Source organism: Bacillus sp. FH (assembly GCF_052216825.1).
Classification (GTDB): Bacteria; Bacillota; Bacilli; order Bacillales; family Bacillaceae_G; genus Bacillus_A; species Bacillus_A paranthracis.
Map to the genome: position 1 here is coordinate 2,013,375 of NZ_JBQOUU010000001.1, position 22,903 is coordinate 2,036,277.

Annotated in this window: 22 protein-coding genes and 1 pseudogene; 10 read left to right on the top strand and 13 right to left on the bottom strand. The window is 34.1% G+C overall.

Going from position 1 to position 22,903, the window contains the following annotated elements; translation table 11 throughout:
* Position 1 precedes the first annotated feature (1 nt).
* Positions 2–529 carry a hypoxanthine phosphoribosyltransferase gene (hpt, locus tag ACTT1L_RS10735; protein ID WP_001019304.1) on the top strand — a complete coding sequence of 176 codons (528 nt, stop codon included), beginning with the start codon at positions 2–4 and terminating at the stop codon, positions 527–529.
* Positions 530–704: 175 nt separating this feature from the next.
* Entirely contained in the window at positions 705–1,607 is a 903-nt protein-coding gene (locus ACTT1L_RS10740) for a diacylglycerol/lipid kinase family protein (protein WP_442821902.1), read from the top strand.
* A gap of 60 nt (positions 1,608–1,667) precedes the next feature.
* Here ACTT1L_RS10740 and ACTT1L_RS10745 read toward each other — a convergent pair.
* Positions 1,668–1,853 (bottom strand): annotated as a pseudogene (locus ACTT1L_RS10745) (DUF7003 family protein); the annotation flags it as partial.
* A 145-nt stretch (positions 1,854–1,998) separates the two neighbouring features.
* Here ACTT1L_RS10745 and ACTT1L_RS10750 point away from each other — a divergent pair.
* On the top strand, positions 1,999–2,958 hold the full coding sequence (locus ACTT1L_RS10750; RefSeq protein ID WP_076867806.1) for an Rpn family recombination-promoting nuclease/putative transposase: 960 nt from the start codon (positions 1,999–2,001) through the stop codon (positions 2,956–2,958).
* A 53-nt stretch (positions 2,959–3,011) separates the two neighbouring features.
* On the opposite strand, the gene ACTT1L_RS10755 is transcribed toward ACTT1L_RS10750, so the two are convergent.
* The 8 genes from ACTT1L_RS10755 to ACTT1L_RS10790 form a co-directional block, all read right to left on the bottom strand.
* Positions 3,012–4,916, bottom strand: coding sequence for an ABC transporter permease (locus tag ACTT1L_RS10755; RefSeq protein ID WP_048557017.1), 1,905 nt, complete (start codon positions 4,914–4,916; stop codon positions 3,012–3,014).
* On the bottom strand, positions 4,903–5,673 hold the full coding sequence (locus tag ACTT1L_RS10760; protein WP_000855640.1) for an ABC transporter ATP-binding protein: 771 nt from the start codon (positions 5,671–5,673) through the stop codon (positions 4,903–4,905). The genes ACTT1L_RS10755 and ACTT1L_RS10760 overlap by 14 nt, the downstream gene beginning before the upstream one ends.
* A gap of 177 nt (positions 5,674–5,850) precedes the next feature.
* Positions 5,851–6,267, bottom strand: a complete 417-nt coding sequence (locus ACTT1L_RS10765) for an SRPBCC family protein (protein WP_000024113.1) — start codon at positions 6,265–6,267, stop codon at positions 5,851–5,853.
* Positions 6,268–6,284: 17 nt separating this feature from the next.
* Complete coding sequence (locus tag ACTT1L_RS10770) at positions 6,285–7,295, bottom strand: aldo/keto reductase (RefSeq protein WP_000653984.1); 1,011 nt, start codon at positions 7,293–7,295, stop codon at positions 6,285–6,287.
* 388 nt (positions 7,296–7,683) lie between these two features.
* The gene (locus ACTT1L_RS10775) at positions 7,684–7,863 is read right to left on the bottom strand and encodes a hypothetical protein (protein WP_000924671.1); all 180 of its coding nucleotides are present in this window, start codon (positions 7,861–7,863) and stop codon (positions 7,684–7,686) included.
* A 75-nt stretch (positions 7,864–7,938) separates the two neighbouring features.
* A complete protein-coding gene (locus tag ACTT1L_RS10780) occupies positions 7,939–8,286 on the bottom strand; it encodes a YxeA family protein (protein ID WP_046199465.1) in 348 nt (115 codons plus the stop codon).
* A 296-nt stretch (positions 8,287–8,582) separates the two neighbouring features.
* Complete coding sequence (locus tag ACTT1L_RS10785) at positions 8,583–9,173, bottom strand: DedA family protein (protein WP_061131988.1); 591 nt, start codon at positions 9,171–9,173, stop codon at positions 8,583–8,585.
* Positions 9,173–9,751: a class I SAM-dependent methyltransferase gene (locus ACTT1L_RS10790; RefSeq protein ID WP_061131987.1), complete on the bottom strand. Its 579-nt coding sequence runs from the start codon at positions 9,749–9,751 to the stop codon at positions 9,173–9,175. Before ACTT1L_RS10790 ends, ACTT1L_RS10785 begins: the two co-directional genes overlap by 1 nt.
* 372 nt (positions 9,752–10,123) lie before the next feature.
* On the opposite strand from ACTT1L_RS10790, the gene ACTT1L_RS10795 reads away from it, so the two are divergent.
* Positions 10,124–11,353: a helix-turn-helix domain-containing protein gene (locus ACTT1L_RS10795; protein ID WP_001067274.1), complete on the top strand. Its 1,230-nt coding sequence runs from the start codon at positions 10,124–10,126 to the stop codon at positions 11,351–11,353.
* Positions 11,354–11,649: 296 nt separating this feature from the next.
* Entirely contained in the window at positions 11,650–11,949 is a 300-nt protein-coding gene (locus ACTT1L_RS10800; RefSeq protein ID WP_061184986.1) for a YolD-like family protein, read from the top strand.
* Between the two features lie 75 nt (positions 11,950–12,024).
* Here the strand turns inward: ACTT1L_RS10800 and ACTT1L_RS10805 are convergent, their stop codons facing one another.
* Positions 12,025–13,974, bottom strand: a complete 1,950-nt coding sequence (locus tag ACTT1L_RS10805; RefSeq protein ID WP_442821903.1) for an ABC transporter permease — start codon at positions 13,972–13,974, stop codon at positions 12,025–12,027.
* Complete coding sequence (locus ACTT1L_RS10810; protein ID WP_000859654.1) at positions 13,961–14,731, bottom strand: ABC transporter ATP-binding protein; 771 nt, start codon at positions 14,729–14,731, stop codon at positions 13,961–13,963. Before ACTT1L_RS10810 ends, ACTT1L_RS10805 begins: the two co-directional genes overlap by 14 nt.
* A gap of 305 nt (positions 14,732–15,036) precedes the next feature.
* On the opposite strand from ACTT1L_RS10810, the gene ACTT1L_RS10815 reads away from it, so the two are divergent.
* A complete protein-coding gene (locus tag ACTT1L_RS10815; protein WP_000377685.1) occupies positions 15,037–15,909 on the top strand; it encodes an AraC family transcriptional regulator in 873 nt (290 codons plus the stop codon).
* A 42-nt stretch (positions 15,910–15,951) separates the two neighbouring features.
* Here ACTT1L_RS10815 and ACTT1L_RS10820 read toward each other — a convergent pair whose 3' ends face one another.
* Complete coding sequence (locus ACTT1L_RS10820; protein ID WP_076874931.1) at positions 15,952–16,590, bottom strand: SdpI family protein; 639 nt, start codon at positions 16,588–16,590, stop codon at positions 15,952–15,954.
* The gene (locus tag ACTT1L_RS10825) at positions 16,587–16,859 is read right to left on the bottom strand and encodes an autorepressor SdpR family transcription factor (protein ID WP_001070523.1); all 273 of its coding nucleotides are present in this window, start codon (positions 16,857–16,859) and stop codon (positions 16,587–16,589) included. Before ACTT1L_RS10825 ends, ACTT1L_RS10820 begins: the two co-directional genes overlap by 4 nt.
* Positions 16,860–17,066: 207 nt before the next feature.
* On the opposite strand from ACTT1L_RS10825, the gene ACTT1L_RS10830 reads away from it, so the two are divergent.
* The 4 genes from ACTT1L_RS10830 to ACTT1L_RS10845 all read left to right on the top strand — a co-directional run bounded on the left by ACTT1L_RS10830 (position 17,067) and on the right by ACTT1L_RS10845 (position 22,885).
* Entirely contained in the window at positions 17,067–17,762 is a 696-nt protein-coding gene (locus ACTT1L_RS10830; RefSeq protein WP_000276737.1) for a response regulator transcription factor, read from the top strand.
* Positions 17,763–17,764: 2 nt separating this feature from the next.
* The gene (locus ACTT1L_RS10835) at positions 17,765–18,787 is read left to right on the top strand and encodes a sensor histidine kinase (RefSeq protein WP_000765352.1); all 1,023 of its coding nucleotides are present in this window, start codon (positions 17,765–17,767) and stop codon (positions 18,785–18,787) included.
* A gap of 94 nt (positions 18,788–18,881) precedes the next feature.
* Complete coding sequence (locus tag ACTT1L_RS10840; RefSeq protein ID WP_074542770.1) at positions 18,882–20,855, top strand: FtsX-like permease family protein; 1,974 nt, start codon at positions 18,882–18,884, stop codon at positions 20,853–20,855.
* Between the two features lie 74 nt (positions 20,856–20,929).
* The gene (locus ACTT1L_RS10845; protein WP_000145014.1) at positions 20,930–22,885 is read left to right on the top strand and encodes an ABC transporter permease; all 1,956 of its coding nucleotides are present in this window, start codon (positions 20,930–20,932) and stop codon (positions 22,883–22,885) included.
* Positions 22,886–22,903: the final 18 nt, after the last annotated feature.

The following is a 22,903-nucleotide window of genomic DNA, read 5'->3' on the forward strand; positions in this document are numbered from 1 at the left end:
AATGAATATTGAAATAAAAGACACTTTAATTTCTGAAGAACAATTACAAGAAAAAGTAAAAGAACTAGCACTTCAAATCGAACGTGATTTTGAAGGAGAAGAAATTGTAGTAATCGCTGTATTAAAAGGATCTTTCGTATTTGCTGCTGATTTAATTCGTCACATTAAAAACGATGTAACAATCGACTTTATTTCTGCATCTAGCTACGGAAATCAAACAGAAACAACTGGCAAAGTAAAACTATTAAAAGATATCGATGTAAACATTACTGGCAAAAACGTAATTGTCGTAGAAGACATTATCGATTCTGGCTTAACACTTCACTTCTTAAAAGACCACTTCTTTATGCATAAACCAAAAGCGTTAAAATTCTGTACGCTACTTGATAAACCTGAGCGTCGTAAAGTGGACTTAAAAGCTGAATATGTTGGCTTCCAAATTCCAGACGAATTTATCGTTGGCTACGGCATCGACTGCGCAGAAAAATATCGTAACTTACCATTTATTGCTTCGGTTGTAACGGAATAATCATATAACTTAAAAAAACGATAGTACATGAAATTTATATCGGCGATTTTTTCAATATATCGACTTACCGACAATAACCGACAATCTTAGCACCCTATTAATAGGAAGAAGCTGTTCTGAAATACATCGGAACAGCTCCTTCTTTCCATTACAAAAAAACAGGGAGAGATGAAAAATGACAAAGACAAAATTTGAAAAAGTACTCCTCATCGTAAATCCAAAAGCTGGACAAGGCGACTTACATACAAATTTAACGAAAATCGTACCACCTCTTGCCGCAGCTTTTCCTGACTTACATATCCTTCATACGAAAAAGCAAGGTGATGCAACGAAATATTGCCAAGAGTTTGCTAGTAAAGTAGATTTAATTATCGTCTTTGGTGGTGACGGAACAGTATTTGAATGCACAAACGGCTTAGCACCTCTTGAAACTAGACCTACACTTGCAATCATTCCAGGCGGAACTTGCAATGACTTCTCTCGCACACTCGGCGTTCCGCAAAACATTGCAGAAGCAGCAAAGCTGATCACAAAGGAACACGTAAAATCAGTTGACGTTGCAAAAGCAAACGGACAACATTTTTTAAACTTCTGGGGGATTGGTCTCGTATCTGAAGTATCAAACAATATCGATGCAGAAGAGAAAGCAAAGCTTGGTAAAATCGGTTACTATTTAAGCACAATCCGAACTGTAAAAAATGCTGAAACATTCCCGGTAAAAATTACGTACGACGGACAAGTATATGAAGACGAAGCTGTTCTTGTTATGGTTGGCAACGGTGAATATCTTGGCGGTATCCCATCCTTTATTCCGAACGTAAAATGTGACGACGGAACACTTGATATTTTCGTAGTCAAATCAACAGGTATTCAAGCATTTAAAGATTACATCGGAAAGAAACTATTTGAAGACTCAAACGAAAATGACATCTTCCACGTAAAAGCGAAATCCATTCATATCGAAACAGAAGAAGAAAAAGAAGTAGATACAGATGGAGAAAGTTCGCTTCATACACCTTGTCATATTGAATTGTTACAAGGGCACTTTACGATGATTTATAACCCTGCGGTTGTGTAATACAAAAAGACGAGCTAAAGTTTTAACATTTTAGCGCGTCTTTTTTATTACAAAGATATTTCAATATGAATTTTCGTAATCAAACTCCACCCAATTTTTCCAGTGCGTATTAGCATCCTTCTTCACAATAATACTTGGATCTTTCTTCTCTATTGCAGCGGCTACTGATTGGAAGAATTCATTTTCACTTACTTTTTCATCTTCAACATGTTTCCATTCTTCCGTTTCATACGCTACTTCCCAATTTCACTAGAGTATAACATAACCATACTTACCTCTGACATTATAATAATCCTACTTAAAAATAGCAGAATGGTCTATTTGCATCCTCTAGTTATTTTTAGATACAATTAAGAAAAGAAGCACCTTCATATAAGGGAGAGGACAACCTTTGTTCAACCAACAATTAGTGAATTTACGCATTGATTTTGCATTTAAACAATTGTTTGGTACGAATGGTAGTGAAGATATTCTCATTGCCTTTTTAAACGCGATGTTACAAGAGTCTTTAGAGTCACCTATTGCTTCTCTACAATTAGAAGATCCACATTTACACCGAGAACACGCAAATGATAAATTATCAATTCTAGATATTTCAGTAACATTAGACACAGGGACAAAAGTAAATGTAGAAATACAGCTTAATAATAATCACGATATGATGAAACGCAGTTTATATTATTGGGGAAAATTATACACATCCCAGTTACAAAAAGGTATGCCCTACAGTGCACTTCGTAAAACCATCACCATTAATTTATTGAACTTCATAATGTTTTTAGATCACAAAGAATTTCATACAAAGGGCACATTGTGGAATACACAACAACAGAAACTCTTGAGTGATGACATAGAAATTCACATTGTAGAAATTCCAAAGTTAACAGAACAGTGGCATGAAGAAAAAGTAAATCCGTGGAAAGACCCATTTGCTCGTTGGCTTTTATTGCTTTCAGCAAATGAGGATGAGCACTTAACTAAACTATTGGAGGATATTGCTATGAACCAAGACCCTATTTTACAAAAAGCAATAAACAAGTGGGAACGTATGAGTCAAGATTCCTCTTTCCGACAAGCCTATGACGCAAGGGAGAAAGTTTTAATGGATGAAGCAGCAAAATTCGCCCACGCAGAGACAGAAGGTATGAAAAGAGGCATGGAAAAGGGTATGGAAAAAGGTATGGAAAAAGGCTTAGAACAAGGTATAGAAAAAGGTCGAAAAGAAGGAGTTCAACAGGGAAAAATCCAAATGATTAAAAGTATGTATGATCTTGGTATACCACTTGAGACGATTGCTAAGGCAAGTAAATTAAGTGTACATGATGTTGAACGAATTTTAGAAAATAAATAATGATAAAAAGCGAAAGAGAACATAATTTTCACTATGCTCTCTTTCTCTCTTTTCTATTTACTAACGATCCCAAAATAAGCACGAACCGTCAACAAATAATAACCAATATAAATAACACTATACACGCCGATGCTAATTAACAACGGAACTGCAATTTCATACGGAAGTACTGTCGCTAATCCTGTTAATGCAAATAAAGTGTGTAATATGCCAACTACTAAAGGAATGAAGAAAATAAATCTCATTTGTTTTGCGATTGCCCTTTTCATTTCTTTTTTCGTGACACCTAGTTTTCGAAGAACGATGTAACGCTCACGATCTGCATGTGCTTCTGTTAATTGCTTGAAGTAAATGATAGACCCTGTTGCGAGTAAAAATACAAGTCCTAAGAACATACCACTAAACATCATTAAACCTGATACCTCAATACCATCACGGAAAATAGTATAGAAATCACTGAATTGTTCTTTACCTTCTGCATCTTCTTCCGGTATTACTTTCTTTAAATTCTCCGTTAATACTTTACTATTTCTTTCATCTTTCACATCAATATTTTTTACAGTATGAGAGCCAATTGTCTTCTTTGCTTGCTCATATACTTCGTCTGGAACAACAACTAGAAGTTCATATAAGTTTGTAATGTTTTTTGCTTGTACATCTTTCACTTGTACTGGTGCTACTTCTTCAATTTGGAATGTAGCCTTTCGATTTTTATATACCCCACTATCTCTCTTACCTTCACTGTACATACCATCAAATGCATACAATTCGTTCTTCTTTAAATCTAAAGTTTCTTCATTTAAATATTTTGCAATTTTATTAAATGATGATTGTGCGATAAGTTCTGTTGTTCTTGATTGTAATGAAGTTCCATCATCGTATTCTCCTACTACTTTTACTGTCTCTAATTCATATTGATGAATGACTTCATTCTTTCCTTCTTTTAAAATCCCACTCACTTTACGATCCAATTCTATATCTTTCTTTTCATATGAATAACTAACTGGGTGATATTTCTTCGCCTGCATATATGTGTTGTAATACATCGTAACAGACATTCCAACCGCTGTTAACGTTACTGCGCTTAATACAGCAATTGTCGCTAACGATTTTGCATTTCCTTTAATGCGGTATAGTAATTGAGATGTCGTCACCATTTTCATTCCATTATAAAATGAAGATTTTATATCTCGCGCTCTTTTTAATGCAAAAACAGTAAAGAACCTAAATAATAAATACGTTCCAAGTACTGTTGCTAATACAATATAAAGCGCAAGTGGCATAAAGTTATCGCTGCTTGCATTTTTAATAGCCGTTACTGAAAAGAAATAACCTGATCCAATTAATAATAAAGAAATGATAGCCATTATTTTAGAATCTTTTGGCATAACTTCGCCTTCGTTATCTGCACGAAATAGCTCGATTAACTTAAATTGATAAATAACGCGGTATCCTTTAAATGACGTATATAAAATAATGAAACAAAAAATAACTGCTGTATCTATAATAGCTCCAATTGGTACTTCAAAATGAACATTTACATGTAGCTCTAACATATTTACAAGTAGCTTTAGGAATCCTTTTGAAAGTAAGCTACCAATTACAATTCCGATTACTAACGATAATAAACCCATTAACATATTTTCATAAAAAAGCATTTTACCTATTTCTTTCTTTCGAATACCGAGTAAAGAATAAAGACCTATTTCCTTCTTACGCTTTCGTGTAAAGAAACCATTCGAATATATAATAAATACCGCAACGAAAATAATGAGCATAACACTCGCGAGCTGGAATCCTCGTCCGATGTTATCTCCAGCTTCACTTATTTGTGAATTGTATTGCAACGCCTTAAACGTAAAATAAATGACGATGCTAAAAATCATAGAGGCAAAGTATATAAAATAATCTTTAAAATTTCGTTTTATATTACGAAGTGCAATGCTAGATAAGCTCATTTGTCGCACCTCCAGATATGGAAGACATCATATCAATAATTTGCTGGAAGAACTGTTTTCGTGTCATCCCTTTACGATGTAATTCTTTATATAACTTTCCATCTTTAATAAATACAACACGTTTACAATAACTTGCCGCAAACGCATCATGCGTTACCATTAAAATCGTTACAAGATCTTTTTCATTTAATGTCTTCATACTTTCTAATAAATCCGTCGCTGACTTTGAATCAAGCGCACCAGTTGGCTCATCTCCAAAAATCATACTTGGACTTGTTACAATTGCCCTTGATGCTGCGCAGCGTTGTTTTTGTCCACCGGATACTTCATACGGATACTGATTTAAAATATGATCTATTCCAAACTTCTTCGCAATCTTCTCAACGCGAGATTCTACTTCTTTCGCCTTCACTTTTGACAAAGCAAGTGGCAATGCAATATTTTCTCGTACCGTTAACGTATCTAATAAGTTATAGTCTTGAAAAATGAACCCTAAATGATTACGGCGAAAGAGTGCCAATTCATCATCATTCATCTTCACAATATCTTTTCCATCAATTAAAATCTCACCCTTTGAAGCCGTATCAATAGTAGAAAGAACATTCAAAAGTGTCGTCTTACCAGAACCAGATGGTCCCATAATACCGACAAACTCTCCTTCTTTCACCTGCAGATGAATATCTTTCAACGCTTCAAACGTATTCCCGCCTGTATTATATATTTTCGAAATCCCTTTCGCTTCTAACATCGTTTTCATCTATTTGTACCTCCTGTTATAATTCGTGATGTTCTCTTTAAGCAACAGAATTCAGTATAGATACATTTTCTTAACAAATAGTGCTAGGGTTTCTTAATATTTTCTTAAAAAGAAATTCCATAATCAAAAAAGTCTGCAGTTGTTACACTGCAGACTTTCAAATGTTTAATAAATTGATTAAGCTAAATATGTTTGTTGTAACGCCTCTAAACCATCTTTATAAATGCCATGGAATAGATTAATTGCCTCTTCATCAGTAACCGCTACAGGAGTGAAGCTACCAGACCATTCAACTAATGATGTGTTAGCATCTTTACCTTCTTTAACACGGATTGTAGATAAATAATTCGTCACAGGGAATGGTGCTTGCATAATTGAATATGTGTAGTAACGTTCTTTCTCATTAAATGCTTCTAAGCGCTCTACGATTGCATCGCCATCAGGATTAGCTAAATGACGTACACGTCCACCTTCCGTTACTTTACTGCTAGGGATATATGGTAACCAATCTGGAAGTGCATCAAAACCTCCGATTAATTGCCATACTTGGGCAGGTGAAGCTGGAATTTCAATAGATGTAATAGTATTTGCCATTTTCATTACTCTCCTTTTTATTTAACGTTAATTGGTAGTGGTGCATTAACTGCAACTAATTTTTGTTCACGCATTTCTTCCCAGAACGCTGCTGGAATCACTGTTTTCAATGCAGCTTGGTCTTCTGCAATTCGTTCCGGTTTACTTGCACCTGGAATAACAGCAGCAACCGCTGGGTTAGCCAGTGAAAACTGTAAAGCAGCAGCTTTAATACTGATTCCATGACGATCGGCAAGGTTTTTCATTTTATTAACTTTTTCAATGATTTCTGGTGACGCTTTTTGGTATTCAAAGTGAGTACCTCCAGCAAGAACACCTGAGCTATATGGTCCACCAACAACAATGTCCATATTGTTTTTTACAGCCGCAGGCATTACGCGTTCTAACGCACGCTCGTGGTCTAATAATGAATAGCGACCAGCTAATAAAGATACATTTGGTTTTGCTTCTTCTAAGTCCAGCATAAGTTCAATAGCTTCTACTTTATTTACTCCAAGGCCCCAGCCTTTAATTACACCTTCATCACGCAATTGAGTAAGTGCACGGAATGCTCCTGTTCGAGCAATCTCAAATTGTGAAATCCACTCATCTCCATAAAAATCTTGTGCTACGTCATGAATATAAACAAAATCTAGACGATCTGTTTTTAAACGTTTTAAACTATCTTCAATAGAACGAAGAGTTGCATCCGCACTGTAGTCGTTGATGATTTTATTTTTACGACCAAATTCGAAAAGTCCGCCTTTTTCACCTAAATCACGTGTAGATGGATCTTCCAATTCATCTGAAATAATTCGACCTACTTTTGTACTTAAGAAGTACTCATCACGATTTCTTTTCGATAGTGCTTCACCAAGACGAATCTCTGCTAAACCAGATCCATACAGTGGAGCTGTATCAAAGTAACGAACACCATTATCCCAAGCAGCATCCACTGTTGCGATTGCTTCTTCCTCTGGAATATTACGGTACATATTACCTAGTGGTGCCGTACCAAAACCAAGTGTACCTTTTAATAAATCTTTCATTTAAAATCTCCTCCTAAAATCTATTTAAAAATGATGAATGAATATCAATTAATGTGACAAGGGCTGACCGATTAAAGCACGATAGTTATGAAAAATAACGTATATGCTTTTTAGTTCTACACTACTCATTTCCCTCTCACGTATGTAATTATGTCTTATCTACAACACAATAAAAAGTACGCACTTTAAAGTGTTATAGATACTAATAAGTAACAATTTTATGTTTCAACGTCTGTAGCTCCAAAATAAAATGATTTTATAAAAAAAACCTATTTTTGCGGAGATAACCGTAGAAATTATGAGTGGAACATAGAAAGTTGTTATTACTCTTCATTCAAAAAAGGCCAAAACGAACTGAAATATGTTCGTTTTGGCCTTTTTATCTTCTTTAAAAGATTACATTACATTTCGAACAAAAAGGAGCAGAATTCCCTTTTCTAATTTTCGCATCACATTTTGGACAATATACGTATCGTTCTTCTATCTTTTCTCGTTCTATCATATGTAATGATACTATTCTCATACTACACATGATTCCAATTAAAATAAGGCTAACAATGAGTAGCATTCCTCTCACTCCTCCCCTTTAAATTTTACCATAAAATAACAAAACCGATTCTCTCATCGAGAATCGGGTTTATATTTACAATCCTAACTTTGCCTTTGCACCGTCAGGAATTATTTCTTCTTCTATTTGTACCTTATCGTGCACAGACTTTCCTCTCGTAATTACATGCCAGTATGAACCTTTTTGCAATGTATCCACTCCATCAATTGTTATCTCTTTTTCGTTTCCATCCTTATCATATGTGTTCACTGTGTATGCACGGCCTTTATTTCCACCTAAATCTTTTCCATCGTTATCAATTACGGCATAACGATATTCTAATTTAAGAAACGGGTTCATGGAATCTACTGTAGCACTTCCACTTAATAAATATGTCGCTCCTGCGACGATAACAAGTAATGATCCAAAAATAAATCTTTTCATTTATATTCCGCCTTTTATTAAGTTTTCTTGAGAACATTTCTAAGTATAGTGCGCATTTCTTAATAAAAACTCGTACTGTTTCTTAACTTTTTCTTAATGTAGAAGAAATGTGGCGTTACATCTAGGTACATGAAATTATATCGGCGATTTTTCAAATATATCGAACACAACTCAAAATATATCAACGATTTTTCGAATATATCGACGTTTCGACAAGGAATATCGACTTACCGACAAAAACTGATAGTAGAAACAACAAAAAAGGCTGTCCAAAATGTATTTTGGAACAGCCTCCGCTACTTACTCACTACTGCACTTCTTTTTACATAAAACAAACTACCAATTAAAACGACAATTACGCCAAAATACACACCATACTCTATCGCAACTGCTACAATTCTTTCAATATGTTGTCCGAATAAAGAACCGAGCACAAAATAAATGAGCGTCCAAACAAATCCTGTCGTATAGGAATACAAAGCATATACCCGAAATGACATGTTATTCATTCCAACTACATACGGTACAATATGTCTTACAACTGGTATGAAGTAACTTGTAACTAACGCATAATGACCATATTTCTCTACCATTTGTTGAGATTTCAAAAGATATTTTGCCTTTTTCTTTTTCATTAGTTTATGAAGTACTTTTGTACCAAATATTTTCCCTAGTATATAACCTAAAGAAAGTCCGGATACAACTCCTAAATACGTTAATAAAAATGCAGGAATGATACTTAATATCCCTAGTGAAGAGACAAATCCGCCACTCATTACAATCATTTCGTCTGGAATTGGCATACCGATAATACCCAACCATAAACAGAAAAATAACGCCCAATAACCATACTGCTCAATATAGGATAATAATTCATGCAATTCCATTATGCATATACTCTCCTTAGCTCTTTTTTACAGCTAAAGACGTACGCTGGCGGGAAATTGAGCCACACTTTTTCTAATGTAATTTGAGGAAAGAAATGCTGTATAAATCCTTTTTTCACAAGTGAATATTGAAATGTTATGAATTCCCCATTCTCATGTATTGCTTCCATTACATTATTTAAAATGCGTTTTGAAACTTCTTCTGGTAAAGAGGTAAAAGGTAATCCCGATAAGACATAATCCACGCATTCTATATGGAACTCTTCCATATACTTCTTTATATTTTCAGCTGAACCGTGTACAACAATAACGTTCTGCTCATCTTTATATTTTCTCTTTAACTCATTGCAGAACACTTCATTAATTTCAATAAGAAGAAATATTGTTCCCTTCTTTTTTCTCTTCATAATCTCCTTCGTAAAAACCCCTGTACCAGGCCCTAACTCTACGATGCATTTTGCTTTATTAAAATCAATTACATCTACCATTTTCTTTGCTAATATTTTTGAACTTGGCGCAACTGCACCAGTATGTTTCGGATGTTTAATAAATTCATGTAAGAATGTTATGAGCTGCATGTAAACCTCTCCCCATTTGTTCAATAGTTTTTAACTTGTTTTTAAGTATAACTATCGTTTCTTAACAAAAATTGAGGAGATTTCTTAAGATTTTATGAAGAATATATCATTTGTTCTTATATATAAACATCTCTCTTATATTTATTAATTCGGTATAATGGATATAAAAAATGAACTTTATGGAAGGTACCATCACTACGTCTATTTTCATACAACATCTGTAGAAATAAATCTGTCAATTATCTTTCATTATTATCCAACATATGTAATTATTTTGTATGAACAAAGAAATTCAAATAATAAGAAATTTATATTTTGTAGAAACGAATATAGGTTCAAATATATTTCAAAACGATTTAAAAGGAGAAGATTATGAATAATTATATCGACATACAGCACTTATGCGACCTTGTACATAGCACTTTTCATGTACCTGTTCAATTTTTAGCTACTAATAAAAAAATTGTATATGAATCTACTTCTCATACGATTGGTAGTCCTTTTTATACTTCTAAAGAAGAACATCTGAATGAACTTTATCAAGAAAATGCTCCTTGTAATTTTCCAATTTTCAAAGGGAATAAATATCTTGAGAATTTCATTAGCATTCATATAACAAATCATGAACATATAAAAGGAACGATTATAATCGGCCCTACCACTTACCCAAAAGTATCAGATGAAATGGCTATTAAACTTATGAAGTATTTCAACTGTAATGATAAAACGCAGCAAGGAATAGACTACTATCAATTTCTACCCGAGATGAAAAAAAGTACGCTAATTGATATAAGTATTTGGTTACATTACGTCATTTTCAATGAAAAATTAGATCGCGATATTGTTTGGAAAAAAAATAAATTGCTCGAAGATGTTTCTTATAAAATCGTAAATCCTGATCTATACATTTCAAAACGTCTTCGGCATGATCCGCAACATTATGACATATCATTGGAACGTAAATTTTTTTCTGCAATTAAAGAAGGCAATAAAGAAAAAGTCATACAATATGCATATTCCTTCCCGCAAGAAGATTCAGCAATTTCATCTAAAGGAGATCAACTGAGAAACCAAAAAAATAATGGCATTATCGCCATTACGCTAGCTATTCGATATGCGATAGATGGTAATCTTCCATCACATATTGCTTTTTCACTCGGTACTTTATATATCCAAACCATCGAAAAACTAGATAACATGTATTCCGTAAATAGATTAATTGAAGATGCATTATGTACTTTTGCAGAACGTGTAAAAGAATATAATAATCAAGCATATTCTAATGCCATTACTACATGCCTAAATCATATTCACAAACATATTTACGATGAAATAACTCTTAATGACCTTGCTAACCTTTTACATATTTCCCCTACTTATTTATCAAAGCTATTTAAAAAAGAAGTGGGAATTCCTTTAAGTGAATACATCCAGAGGGAACGAGTAGAAGAAGCCAAAAAGTTATTAACATTAACGACCTACCCATTATCAGATATTTGTGCCTGGCTTAACTTTAATGACCAAAGTTATTTCACAAGGGTTTTCAAAAAAATTACAAACATGACTCCTAGACAATATCGTGAAAATCATACCGTTATATAAAAACGCTTTCTTAATAGAGGGTGAGATAGTTGTCATACTTGCTCACCTTCCTCCATTTGATTTCCTCTCCTTCATCCAAAATAAAGTTTTAATCCTCTTCAAAAAAGTACAAAAATGACAAATAAATTACTATAAATAAGTGAATGAATTTGATAATTTTTTAGTACTAAGCAAATTCGGTTCCCAATCAGACATAATAAAACTAACACAAGGTACTTCGGAATGATCAGCAGTAGTTACTTCCATAGTGATTAACCTTCCTATATAGAAAATATATTGTTAGGAGAATAGAAAGCATGAGTAGTACAAATATATCAAAATCGGTTCAATTGACTAGTATGTCTAAACAATCTGCTCACATGAAAGAATCGGGAAAAGTATCACCATACGATGATAGAGAAAGAATTGAAGACACTTTATTACGCTCATTCATTTCAGAAAAACAAATATTGGTCACTTATTATAAAGATAATTATTTCCCTACAATGTATATGACTGTAATTGAATTAAACCCTTTGAAACGTTCTTTAATATGTATAGATACCTTTGGCCGTAAACATACCTTTAGTTTCATCGACATAATTGATGCACGTTAATTATTTCTATACAAAAAAGCCACTCACCTATAAAAATTAGGTAAATGGCTTTTTCCTTCCTCACAGCTTCACTTATTATTTCGCACTCACAATCTTATAATAAGAACGAACTGTTAAGAAGTAATATCCGATATAAATAGCGCCGTATACTCCAATACTAATTAGGAGTGGGATCATGATTTCATACGGTAATATGTTCCCTAAACCTTTTAGTGCAAACAAGCTGTGCAAAATTCCGATTACTAACGGAATAGCGAAGATAAAGCTTACTTGTTTTGCGATAGCTTTCTTCATTTCTTGCTTCGTTACACCAACTTTATGAAGGACAATGTAACGATCACGGTCAGCACTTGCTTCTGTTAATTGTTTAAAGTAAATGATTGAGCCTGTCGCTAATAGGAAGACTAATCCTAAGAATAACCCAATAAACATCATTAAGCCTGTCGTTTCAAGCCCCATTTGGAATCCTGTATAGAAATCGTTAAATGGTTTTAAAACTTCTGATTCACCAGCTGGCATAACGCTTGCTAATTTCGCTGTTAACTCTTTACTATTTCGCTCACCTTTTACATCAATATTTTTTACAGTGCGCGTTTCGTTTACTTGTTTCGCCTGCTCATATGTTTGATCTGGAACGATTACAAATAATTCATTTAAGTTTGTAACACTTCTACTATTTACACCTTTAATCTTTAACTCTTTCAATTCATTTCCAACAGGGAATACAGCTGTATTTCCTGTGTAAAGGGGACCAAAATCAAGTGTTTCAATATATAAGCTATCATATACAAAAGCTTCATTCGCACTTAAATTTACAGGTTCTATATCTAAATGTTTCGCGATTGTATTAAATTTTGATTGAGAAATAAGCTGGTACTGCTTCGTCACATTATAGTGTGTGTTCAGAACTTGATCCGCTCTTTCACCTTTAAATGTTCCTTTCACAGGAATCATTTCAACTTCTGATTCATATGTGACTGGATGATTATTCTTTTCTCCAGCAAGTATTTCATTTACTTTTTTATCTAATGCTGCATCTTTTTTCTCATAGGAATAACTATACGGCGCAGCAACTTTTGATTGCGTAAATGTGTTGTAATACATCGTAACTGACGTACCAACCGCCGTTAATGTTACTGCACTTAAAATAGCGATTGTCGCCAGTGATTTCGCATTTCCTTTAATGCGATAGAGTAACTGTGATGTCGTTACCATATTCATACCGTTATAAAACGCTGATTTATTATTTCTCGCACGTTTCAATATAAATACTGTGAAGAACATGAACAATAAATAAGTTCCTGCTACTGTCGCTAATAAAATGTATAATGCAACGACCATAAAGTCTGCATACATAACTGCTTTCATGTACATTAGCGCTAAGAAATAACCTGAACCGATTAAGAAAACTGAAATGAATGCCATAATAACAGAGCCCTTCGGCATTGCTTCTCCTTCACGTTCTGCACGGAAAAGTTCAATTAGCTTGAATCGATAAATTAAACGATATCCTTGAAGTGATGTATATAAAATAATCACAAAGAAAATAATTGCTGTATCAATAATGGCAGCCATCGGTACTTCAAAATGAACATTTAAATTTAATCCCATCATATTTACTAATAACTCAAGGAATAATTTTGAAAGGACACTACCAATCGCAATCCCGATAATTAAAGACATTAACCCCATTAACATATTTTCATAAAAGAGCATTTTACCAATTTGTCTTTTACGAATACCTAATAAGGAATAGAGTCCAACTTCTTTTTTACGTTTTCTTGTAAAGAAACCGTTCGAATATATAATAAACACCGCTACGAAAATAATAAGCATCACACTGGAAACTTGGAATGCCCCGCTAATTTTTTTAGAAGCTTCCGCTGCTTTTTCCATTTGTGAATTATATTGCAGTGCTTTAAATGTAAAGTAAATAACGATACTAAAAATCATAGATGCAAAATATACAAAGTAGTCTTTAAAGTTCCGCTGTATGTTGCGGAGGGCAATGCTAGATAAGGTCATCAGCCATACCTCCGGAAATAGAAGACATTACATCAACGACTTGTTGGAAGAACTGTTTACGCGTTAACTCGCCGCGGTGCAATTCTTTATATAACTCACCATCTTTAATGAAAATAACTCGTTTACAGTAACTTGCCGCAAACGCATCGTGCGTTACCATTAAAATTGTAGAATTATCATATTCATTTAGCGACTTCATACTTTCAAGTAAATCTGTCGCTGATTTCGAATCAAGTGCTCCCGTTGGCTCGTCCCCGAAAATCATACTTGGATTTGTAACGATTGCACGTGATGCCGCACATCTTTGCTTCTGTCCACCAGATACTTGATATGGGAACTGACTTAAAATATGATCAATACCGAATTTCTTTGAGATTTCAAGAACGCGGCGATCAATCTCACTCGCTTTCACCTTTGATAACGCAAGAGGTAACGCAATGTTCTCTTTTACAGTTAACGTATCTAATAAGTTATAATCTTGGAAAATGAAACCTAAATGATCGCGGCGGAATAACGCTAACTTATCATCATTCATTTTCACAATATCTTTTCCATCAATTAAAATTTCACCGTTCGTCGCATTATCAATTGTAGAAAGAACGTTTAGTAAAGTCGTCTTACCAGAACCAGAAGGTCCCATAATTCCAACGAACTCACCTTCTTTTACTTGTAAGTTAATACCTTTTAACGCTGCAAATTTATTACCACCCGTGTCATATACTTTTTCAATATTTTTTGCTTCTAACACTGTTTTCATCTCGACATCCCTCATTTCATCTATTCTCTATTTTCACTATATACATTCTCTACTTTTTCCACTATCGATGTTTCTTACACAAACATGACAGTTATGTAAGACCAGTAAGCAAAGAAATCAAAATTTAACCTAATGAATCAAAGTACTTTGTTACTATAACATTGGGATATCATGCCATCCATTCATTCTCCTTACAGGAACATTACAATTTTGTAAGGTACAAAATGTACCCTACAAAGTTGTGCACGAAATGTCGGATGGAGCTATTTCGTTCCTGCTATTCTATGTACAGAGGAGGTCATCATATGGATTCACTTAAAAATATGAATGCTGCAATGCACTATATTGAAAACAACCTAACAAATGAAATTAATTTTAAAGAAGTTGCGAAGCTAGCTTACTGCTCGGAATATCATTTCAAAAGAATGTTTTCTTTTCTAGCTGGCATATCACTATCAGAATATATTCGTTGTAGACGTCTGACTCTCGCTGCTTTTGAACTAAAAAATAGCGATGCAAAAGTCATTGATGTCGCTATTAAATATGGGTACAACTCACCAGATTCTTTTGCGCGTGCCTTTCAAAATTTGCACGGCATAACACCTTCAGAGGCCCGAAATAGTAGTCATTCCCTAAAAGCCTATTCACCAATGACCTTCCAATTATCCATCCAAGGAGGAAATGAAATGAATTATCGAATTGAAGAAAAAGAACCATTTCGAATTATAGGTATTACAAAACGCGTACCGATTGTATTTAACGGTGTAAATGAAGAAATTGCTTCTATGTGGAAAAGTTTAAATCCAGATGTCATTCAAACTTTAAAGTCACTTTCAAATATGGAACCTACTGGAATTATTAGTGCTTCTACTAACTTTTCTGAAGGAAGAATGGAGGAAAAAGGAGAACTTGATCACTATATTGGCGTAGCCACAATGAAAGATTGCCCAGAGCAATTTGCGCAACTTGAAGTTGCAGCTTCAACGTGGGCTATATTTGAAGCTGTTGGTCCATTTCCGGATGCACTACAAAATGTATGGGGACGCATTTATTCCGAATGGTTTCCTTCCTCAAACTATGAACTAGCAGAAGGACCGGAAATATTATGGAATGAACAGAAAGATATATCTTCTCCAAACTTTAAAAGTCAAATTTGGATACCGGTTTTGAGGAAATAAAAAATAAAGCTGCTTTTCCCTAAAAGGAAAAGCAGCTTTATTTTACATTTTTAGTTCTTTTTTATAAGCGACATAGGAATACACCATCGTACCAACAACCAATACAGCAACAACACTTAACAAACTAATCACTTTCCACATTCCCGGTAGAAACGCCGAAATCATAATTACAATACCGCCAATCATCATAATCTTTGCCCCTAACCTATGTGTTTTTCTCCATACTTCCTCATTACTTAACGTCCACGGCGTTTTAATACCTATGAAGAAATTTGGTTTACATTGCTGCATATAATTGCCGAGTACAATAAAGAGTATACCGAGCATTATGTTCACAACAATTGCAATAGGAATGTTGTATCCTAAAGCATTTGCGAGTGCCATGATGTTATTAGCAAATAAGAATAATAAAATAGCTCCATTCATCATCATATATGCTTTCGAAAACTTGCCGTAATTCGCATATCTCGTATCTAATTTAGGTAAAACAATTGCTAAAATATATATAAATAACATAACTGCAACATCCAAAATCATCATGCCCATCTTCGACATATGTCCATCTACTTCACCCGAGACATTTATATGGCTCGGAACCTCTCCTGGTAAATAAGGCCACGCGACGCACCATGCAATAATCGTTAAAGCAATTAACAATAACGGAAATATATGCTTCCTCATTTCCCCTCTTCCCCCTTATTCGTAAATGTAAACACCCAAGTCAATAAATCTTGAAAGACCGTTGTGTTTAAAGAGTACATAACGAATTGACCTTTCTTCTCATCTTGAATAAGTTCAGCATTTTTAAGTGCGTTTAAGTGGTGTGAAATACTTGGTTTTGTCATATTGAAATGTTCAGCAATCTCACCAGCGGTTAGATCACCTTCTTTTAATAAGTCTAAAATTTTTCGCCTTGTTGGATCTGCTAATGCTTTGAACGCTTGATTCAATGTCTTTCTTCCTTTCACTAATTAGACATTTAGATATTTATCTAAATGTTAAAATGTTTTCAGTTAATTGTCAATTATATACGAGGCCCTTTTTACTTTCTCCGCTTTTGACCTATACTGTTTATTAGCTTATCTTTCAACATAATGAAAAGACTTGAAACACATGATACACTATATCTACAATTGTTTTTTAGGAGGAATATACATATGTATAAAATTTTAATCGTTGAAGACGATCCAAATATTTCATCATTACTACAATCTCACATTCAAAAATATGGCTATGAAGCTGTTGTTGCAGAGAACTTCGATGATATTATGGAGTCTTTTAACGCTGTAAAGCCACATCTTGTTTTACTTGATGTAAACTTACCAAAATTCGATGGATTTTACTGGTGCCGCCAAATTCGTCATGAATCTACTTGTCCTATTATTTTCATTTCAGCTCGTGCTGGTGAGATGGAACAAATTATGGCGATTGAAAGCGGTGCGGATGATTATATTACAAAACCGTTCCACTATGACGTTGTAATGGCAAAAATTAAAGGTCAATTACGCCGTATTTACGGTGATTATGCGCCAAATATTTCTGAACGTATCGTTGAAGTAGAAGGCTTAAAACTATTCCCAGAACGTCCTGAAATTCACTTCGGATCTGAACAAGTTCTTTTAACGAAGAAAGAAGCTATTTTAGCAGAAATGTTATTATCTAAATTCCCTCGTACAGCGAGCCGTGAAGATTTACTAGCCGCTCTTTGGGATGACGAGAGCTTCGTTGAAGAAAACACATTAAACGTAAACATTACGCGTCTTCGTAAAAAGTTCAATGAGCTTGGTATTGAAAATGCTATTGAAACAGTGCGCGGACTTGGGTATCGTTTTAACGCAACTTGGAGTGAATAAGCATGAAGCTATTTTTACGTGATCATTTTGCATTTTTTCTACTGTACGTATTAAACTTCGGTATCATTTTCGTTCTGTATGATGCAGTAGATGGATTTCAAAATAATAAATTTTACTTCGTCGTTTTAAGCTTATACTTATTTATTTGTTTCCTCGCTTACCGTTACGTTCGTAATCGTAGAATGTACCATAGATTAAGTGAACAACCAGAAAAAATGGAAGATGCATTTATTGAAAGAGCAACTGCTCCGATGCCTCACGGTGTAAATGAACTCGTGCGCACGCAGTATCGTCTATTCCAAAAAGAACTACAATCGTACGAAGTAAAACAACAAGAACATCAATTATTCATTAACCACTGGGTGCATCAAATGAAAACGCCCGTTTCTGTTATGCAACTTATGGTACTCGAAATGGAAGATGAACATTTAATTCCGAAATTCAAAAAAGAATTAGAACGTCTAAACCAAGGGCTTGATATGGCTTTATACATGGCAAGGTTAAATAACTTCCATGAAGACTTCCATGTTGAGACGATTTCATTAAAAGATACGGTAACGAAAAATATTAATGGATTAAAAGAACTATTTATCCGAAACGGAGTCTTCCCTGTTTTAGAAGTTCATTCTGATTTACAGGTTGCTTCTGATGCGAAATGGCTAAAATTTATCATCTATCAGTTAATGACAAATGCCGTTCGTTACTCTGGTGAGCGCGGAAAGAAAGTATTCTTATCCGCTTATCGAAACGGAAAAGATATTATTTTAGAAGTTCGTGATGAAGGTGTTGGTATTCCGCAAGAAGATATTCGACGAGTATTCGAACCGTTTTACACTGGGAAAAATGGTCGTACATTCGGAGAATCTACTGGTATGGGACTTTATATCGTAAGTAAAATTTGTGATTATTTAGGTCACTCTGTCAAACTAGATTCTGAAGTTGGGAAAGGAACGACGATTAAAATCATCTTCCACAACGCTGCAAATAATCAATCAGAACATACGGAGAAGGTGACCGAAGCATGATCGTGACATATGCAAGCAAAATGTATGAGAACTCACTCTCATACATTTTTTGCAATAAAACTACTTCTATATCTTCTAATCGGAGGTATAATTTATGACATTTTGGCAATTTGCATTTAAAAACGTCACGCGCAACTCGAGAGCTTATTTTGCTTACTTTGTAAGTAGTTCTTTTTCGATTGCCGTTTTCTTTTCATTTGCTGTTTACTTATTCCATCCGAAATTACAAAACTTTGGCACGGTCTCTGAAATTTCAGGATTAATGATATTTTCAGAAGTAGTAATTGTATTTTTTTCTTTCTTCTTTTTACTATATTCCATTGGCACTTTTTTAAAAGTTAGAAAAAAACAATTCGGCGTTTTGACCGTTTTAGGAATATCGAGAAAACAATTACACCGTCTCGTCTTCATGGAAAATATGTTAATCGGTATTTTATCTATCTTTTTCGGCATGCAGTTTGGACTTGTCTTCTCGCAATTTTTCTTATTAGTGACAGCAAAAATTACGCATGTACCGGGCATATATTTATACTTGCCTATTAACGCGTTTATTTTAACGACAATCGTCTTCCTTAGTCTTTTTATCGTTGTATCTACATTGACACCGATGCTCATTCGTACAAAAAAAGCGGTACACCTGTTAAAAACAAAGAGCGGAAAACAAAAAGAAAAAAAACCATCCATACTCGTTTCTTTATTTGGTGCGATTTGTTTATTTGGTGGCTATGCGTTAGCTGGAAATCCTAAATATTTCGTATCAGTAAGCCCACAAATAGGTGTTATATATATGGTTTCAAGTATTTTCGTCATTCCAACGCTCGTTACAATCGGTACATATTTCTTCTTTTCACAAATTAGTTTCTTACTTATTCATATTTTAAAGAAAAGAAGAAAGTTTTATATGAAACAGATTAATATGCTTTGGATTTCTGATTTAGCAAACCGTATTCGAACGAATATTAATATGCTTTTTATTGTAGCAATGCTATCTACTATCGCTTTCACAATGATTACGTTCCTATATGGGTTCGGAAAATTTATTAAGCTAGACGTTAATCGAACTTCGCCTTTCCCAATTTCTTATTTTTCTTATGATGCGAATCCTTTTGTTACAGAGCATTTAAATTGGCTTGAGCAACAATTAAAAAAAGAGCATTTTCCTTATGAGAAAATAACAGCTGATATGTATGAAACACCGCTAGAAGAAGATAAAGGTATAGCTATTTATAATGACGTATACGCAATTAAGCAAAGTGACTATAACAAACTTGCGAATTCTTTACGAATGAAACAACTATTTATAAATGATAACGAGGCATATGTTTTAACGGGGACGTCTTATATCACTATATTCAATGAATTTGAGCAAAGCTATAAAAGAGATTACATTACACTCTCTAGTACAAATACGAAATTAAAAGTAAAAGGCTATGAACAGATCCATGCAATTCCATCTGACTTTTCATATCAAACGATCGTTTTGCCTGATATTGTTGTGAACAACTTACCTAACTCGGTAAAGCATATATCGGCATATAATTATAAAATTCAAAATTGGGAACAGACATATGAAATTGCTGATACTTTTATAGAAAAAGTGCAAAAAGATCGCAACAACTCCCAATATGAAGGGACTCTTATTCGACTATTTGAATCAGCAGGATCGTTATACAGAATAACATCTGGTAGTGCTGCATACTTCCTAATTGGAACATTTTTAGGAGTTATTTTCTTCATTGGAGCCGGTAGCGTTCTTTACTTTAGAATGTATACAGATTTGACGAACGAACAAGAGAAATATATAACGATTTCTAAAATCGGTGTAACAGGTGCAGAGATGAAACGATCTGCAACCATACAACTTAGTATTTTATTTTTCGTTCCGTACATTATGGCATCCATTCATACAATGTTCGCAACGAAAATGCTACAAGATGTAATTGGCTTATCTTTGTTCAAAGAAGTTTCAGCCGTTCTTATTATTTTTGGATTCGTTGAAATTGTATTTTTCTTATTCATTCGCTCACTTTATATGCAGAAGTTATCACAATATACTGATACACATTAAAAAGGTTATTACATGAAAAAGGTGGGATCTCTTCCCTCCTTTTTCATGCCCATTATATTAGGAGGTTTAGGTGAATGACATTTTGGCAGTTTGCATTTAAAAACGTCACAAGGAACGCCAGAGCTTATTTCGCCTATTTTGTAAGCAGTGCATTTTCCATTGCAATTTTTTTCTCGTTTGCAGTTTATTTATTTCATCCTAAATTGCATATGACAGGCGTGAATGCTGCTCTGAACATATTAATGACAATTTCAGAAATTGTCATCGTATTCTTTTCATTTTTCTTTTTACTATATTCAATCGGTACTTTCTTAAAAGTGCGAAAAAAGCAATTTGGGATTTTAACAGTACTTGGCATATCCCAAAAACAATTAAAGAGACTCGTATTTCTAGAAAACATGCTAATTGGTGTTCTTTCCATCTTTTTCGGCATTCAACTTGGACTTGTTTTCTCGCAGTTCTTTTTATTAGTTACCGCCAAGATTACACATGTTCCTGGTTTATATTTATATTGGCCAACAGCTGCCATTATTTTAACTATGATCATTTTTCTAGGACTCTTCATTCTCGTCTCATCGTTTACGCCGATGCTAATTCGGACGAGAAAGGCTGTACGTCTTTTAAAAGAAGGAACAAAACAAAAAGAAAGAAAAGCATCTGTGCTCATCTCTCTATTTGGTGCGATATGTTTAATATCTGGATACGTGCTAGCAGCCAATCCGCTATATTTCATGTCGCTCGGCGACGTAGTTGGGCTTTTGTACGCCGCCACCAGTATATTTCTCATTCCGTCACTTGTTACAGCTGGAACATACTTTTTCTTTTCACAAATTAGTTTTTTACTCATTCGTATATTAAAAACGCGAAGAACATTTTATATGAAGCGAATTAATATGCTTTGGATTTCTGATTTGGCAGCGCGCATTCGGACAAACATTAACATGCTCTTTATTGTAGCGATGCTATCAACACTTGCTTTTACTATGATTACATTCTTATATGGATTTGGTAAATTTATGAAGTTCGATACAGTAAGAGAAAACCCTTTTCCTTTTACATATTTATCACATACTGAAAATACGTTGGCGGATGAACATTTAAACTGGTTAGAACAAAAATTTAATGAAGAGCACTTTACTTATACAAAATTTAAAACGGATATATATGAAGTATCTTCAGCTGAAAATAACACGCAGCTCTATTATGCCATTAAGCAAAGTGACTATAATGTACTTGCTAAAGCTTTAAATTGGGAGACACTCACGGTAAATAAGAATGAATCTTATATTCTTATGAAAGACTTAGATGATCAAGTTATTGGAACGCTTCACAATAAAGACAAGAAAAATACTCTTACACTTACGCAAAACAATTTACAACTACAAGTGAAAGAATATAAAAGTTATAATCCATTCCCAAATCGCTTAATATACCAATTGCTCATACTATCTGATGAAAATGTAGAAGCATTATCCACTGTTTCAAAACAGATGAGTGTATATAGCTTTAAAGTTAAGGACTGGGAAAAAGCTAATAACATCGGCGCGGTATTCATAGACAAAATTAATACCGACGGGAACAACATTCAAGCAGAACACCCGCCTTTCCATGCAAGTGAAGCGAGCGATTCTCTATACACAACAAAACAAAATGTCGCTTCGTTCTTCTTAATTGGTACTTTCTTAGGTGTTATTTTCTTTATTGGTGCTGGCAGTGTTCTTTACTTCAGGATGCATACAGATTTAACAAATGAACAAGAAAAGTATGTAACGATTACAAAAATTGGTTTAACAGAAGCCGAAATGAAACGATCTGCTACAATTCAACTTGCGATTCTATTCTTTGTCCCGTACATTATGGCATCAATTCATACGATGTTTGCGACAAAGATGCTGCAAGAAGTTTTACATCTCTCGTTCTTCGCTGAGATTACAGTCGTACTGATGATTTTTGGAACAGTTGAAATTTTATTTTTCCTTTTAATTCGTTCCTTCTATATGCAAAAATTATCACACCATATTAAGTTTTAAAGGATAGAAAGGTGATTA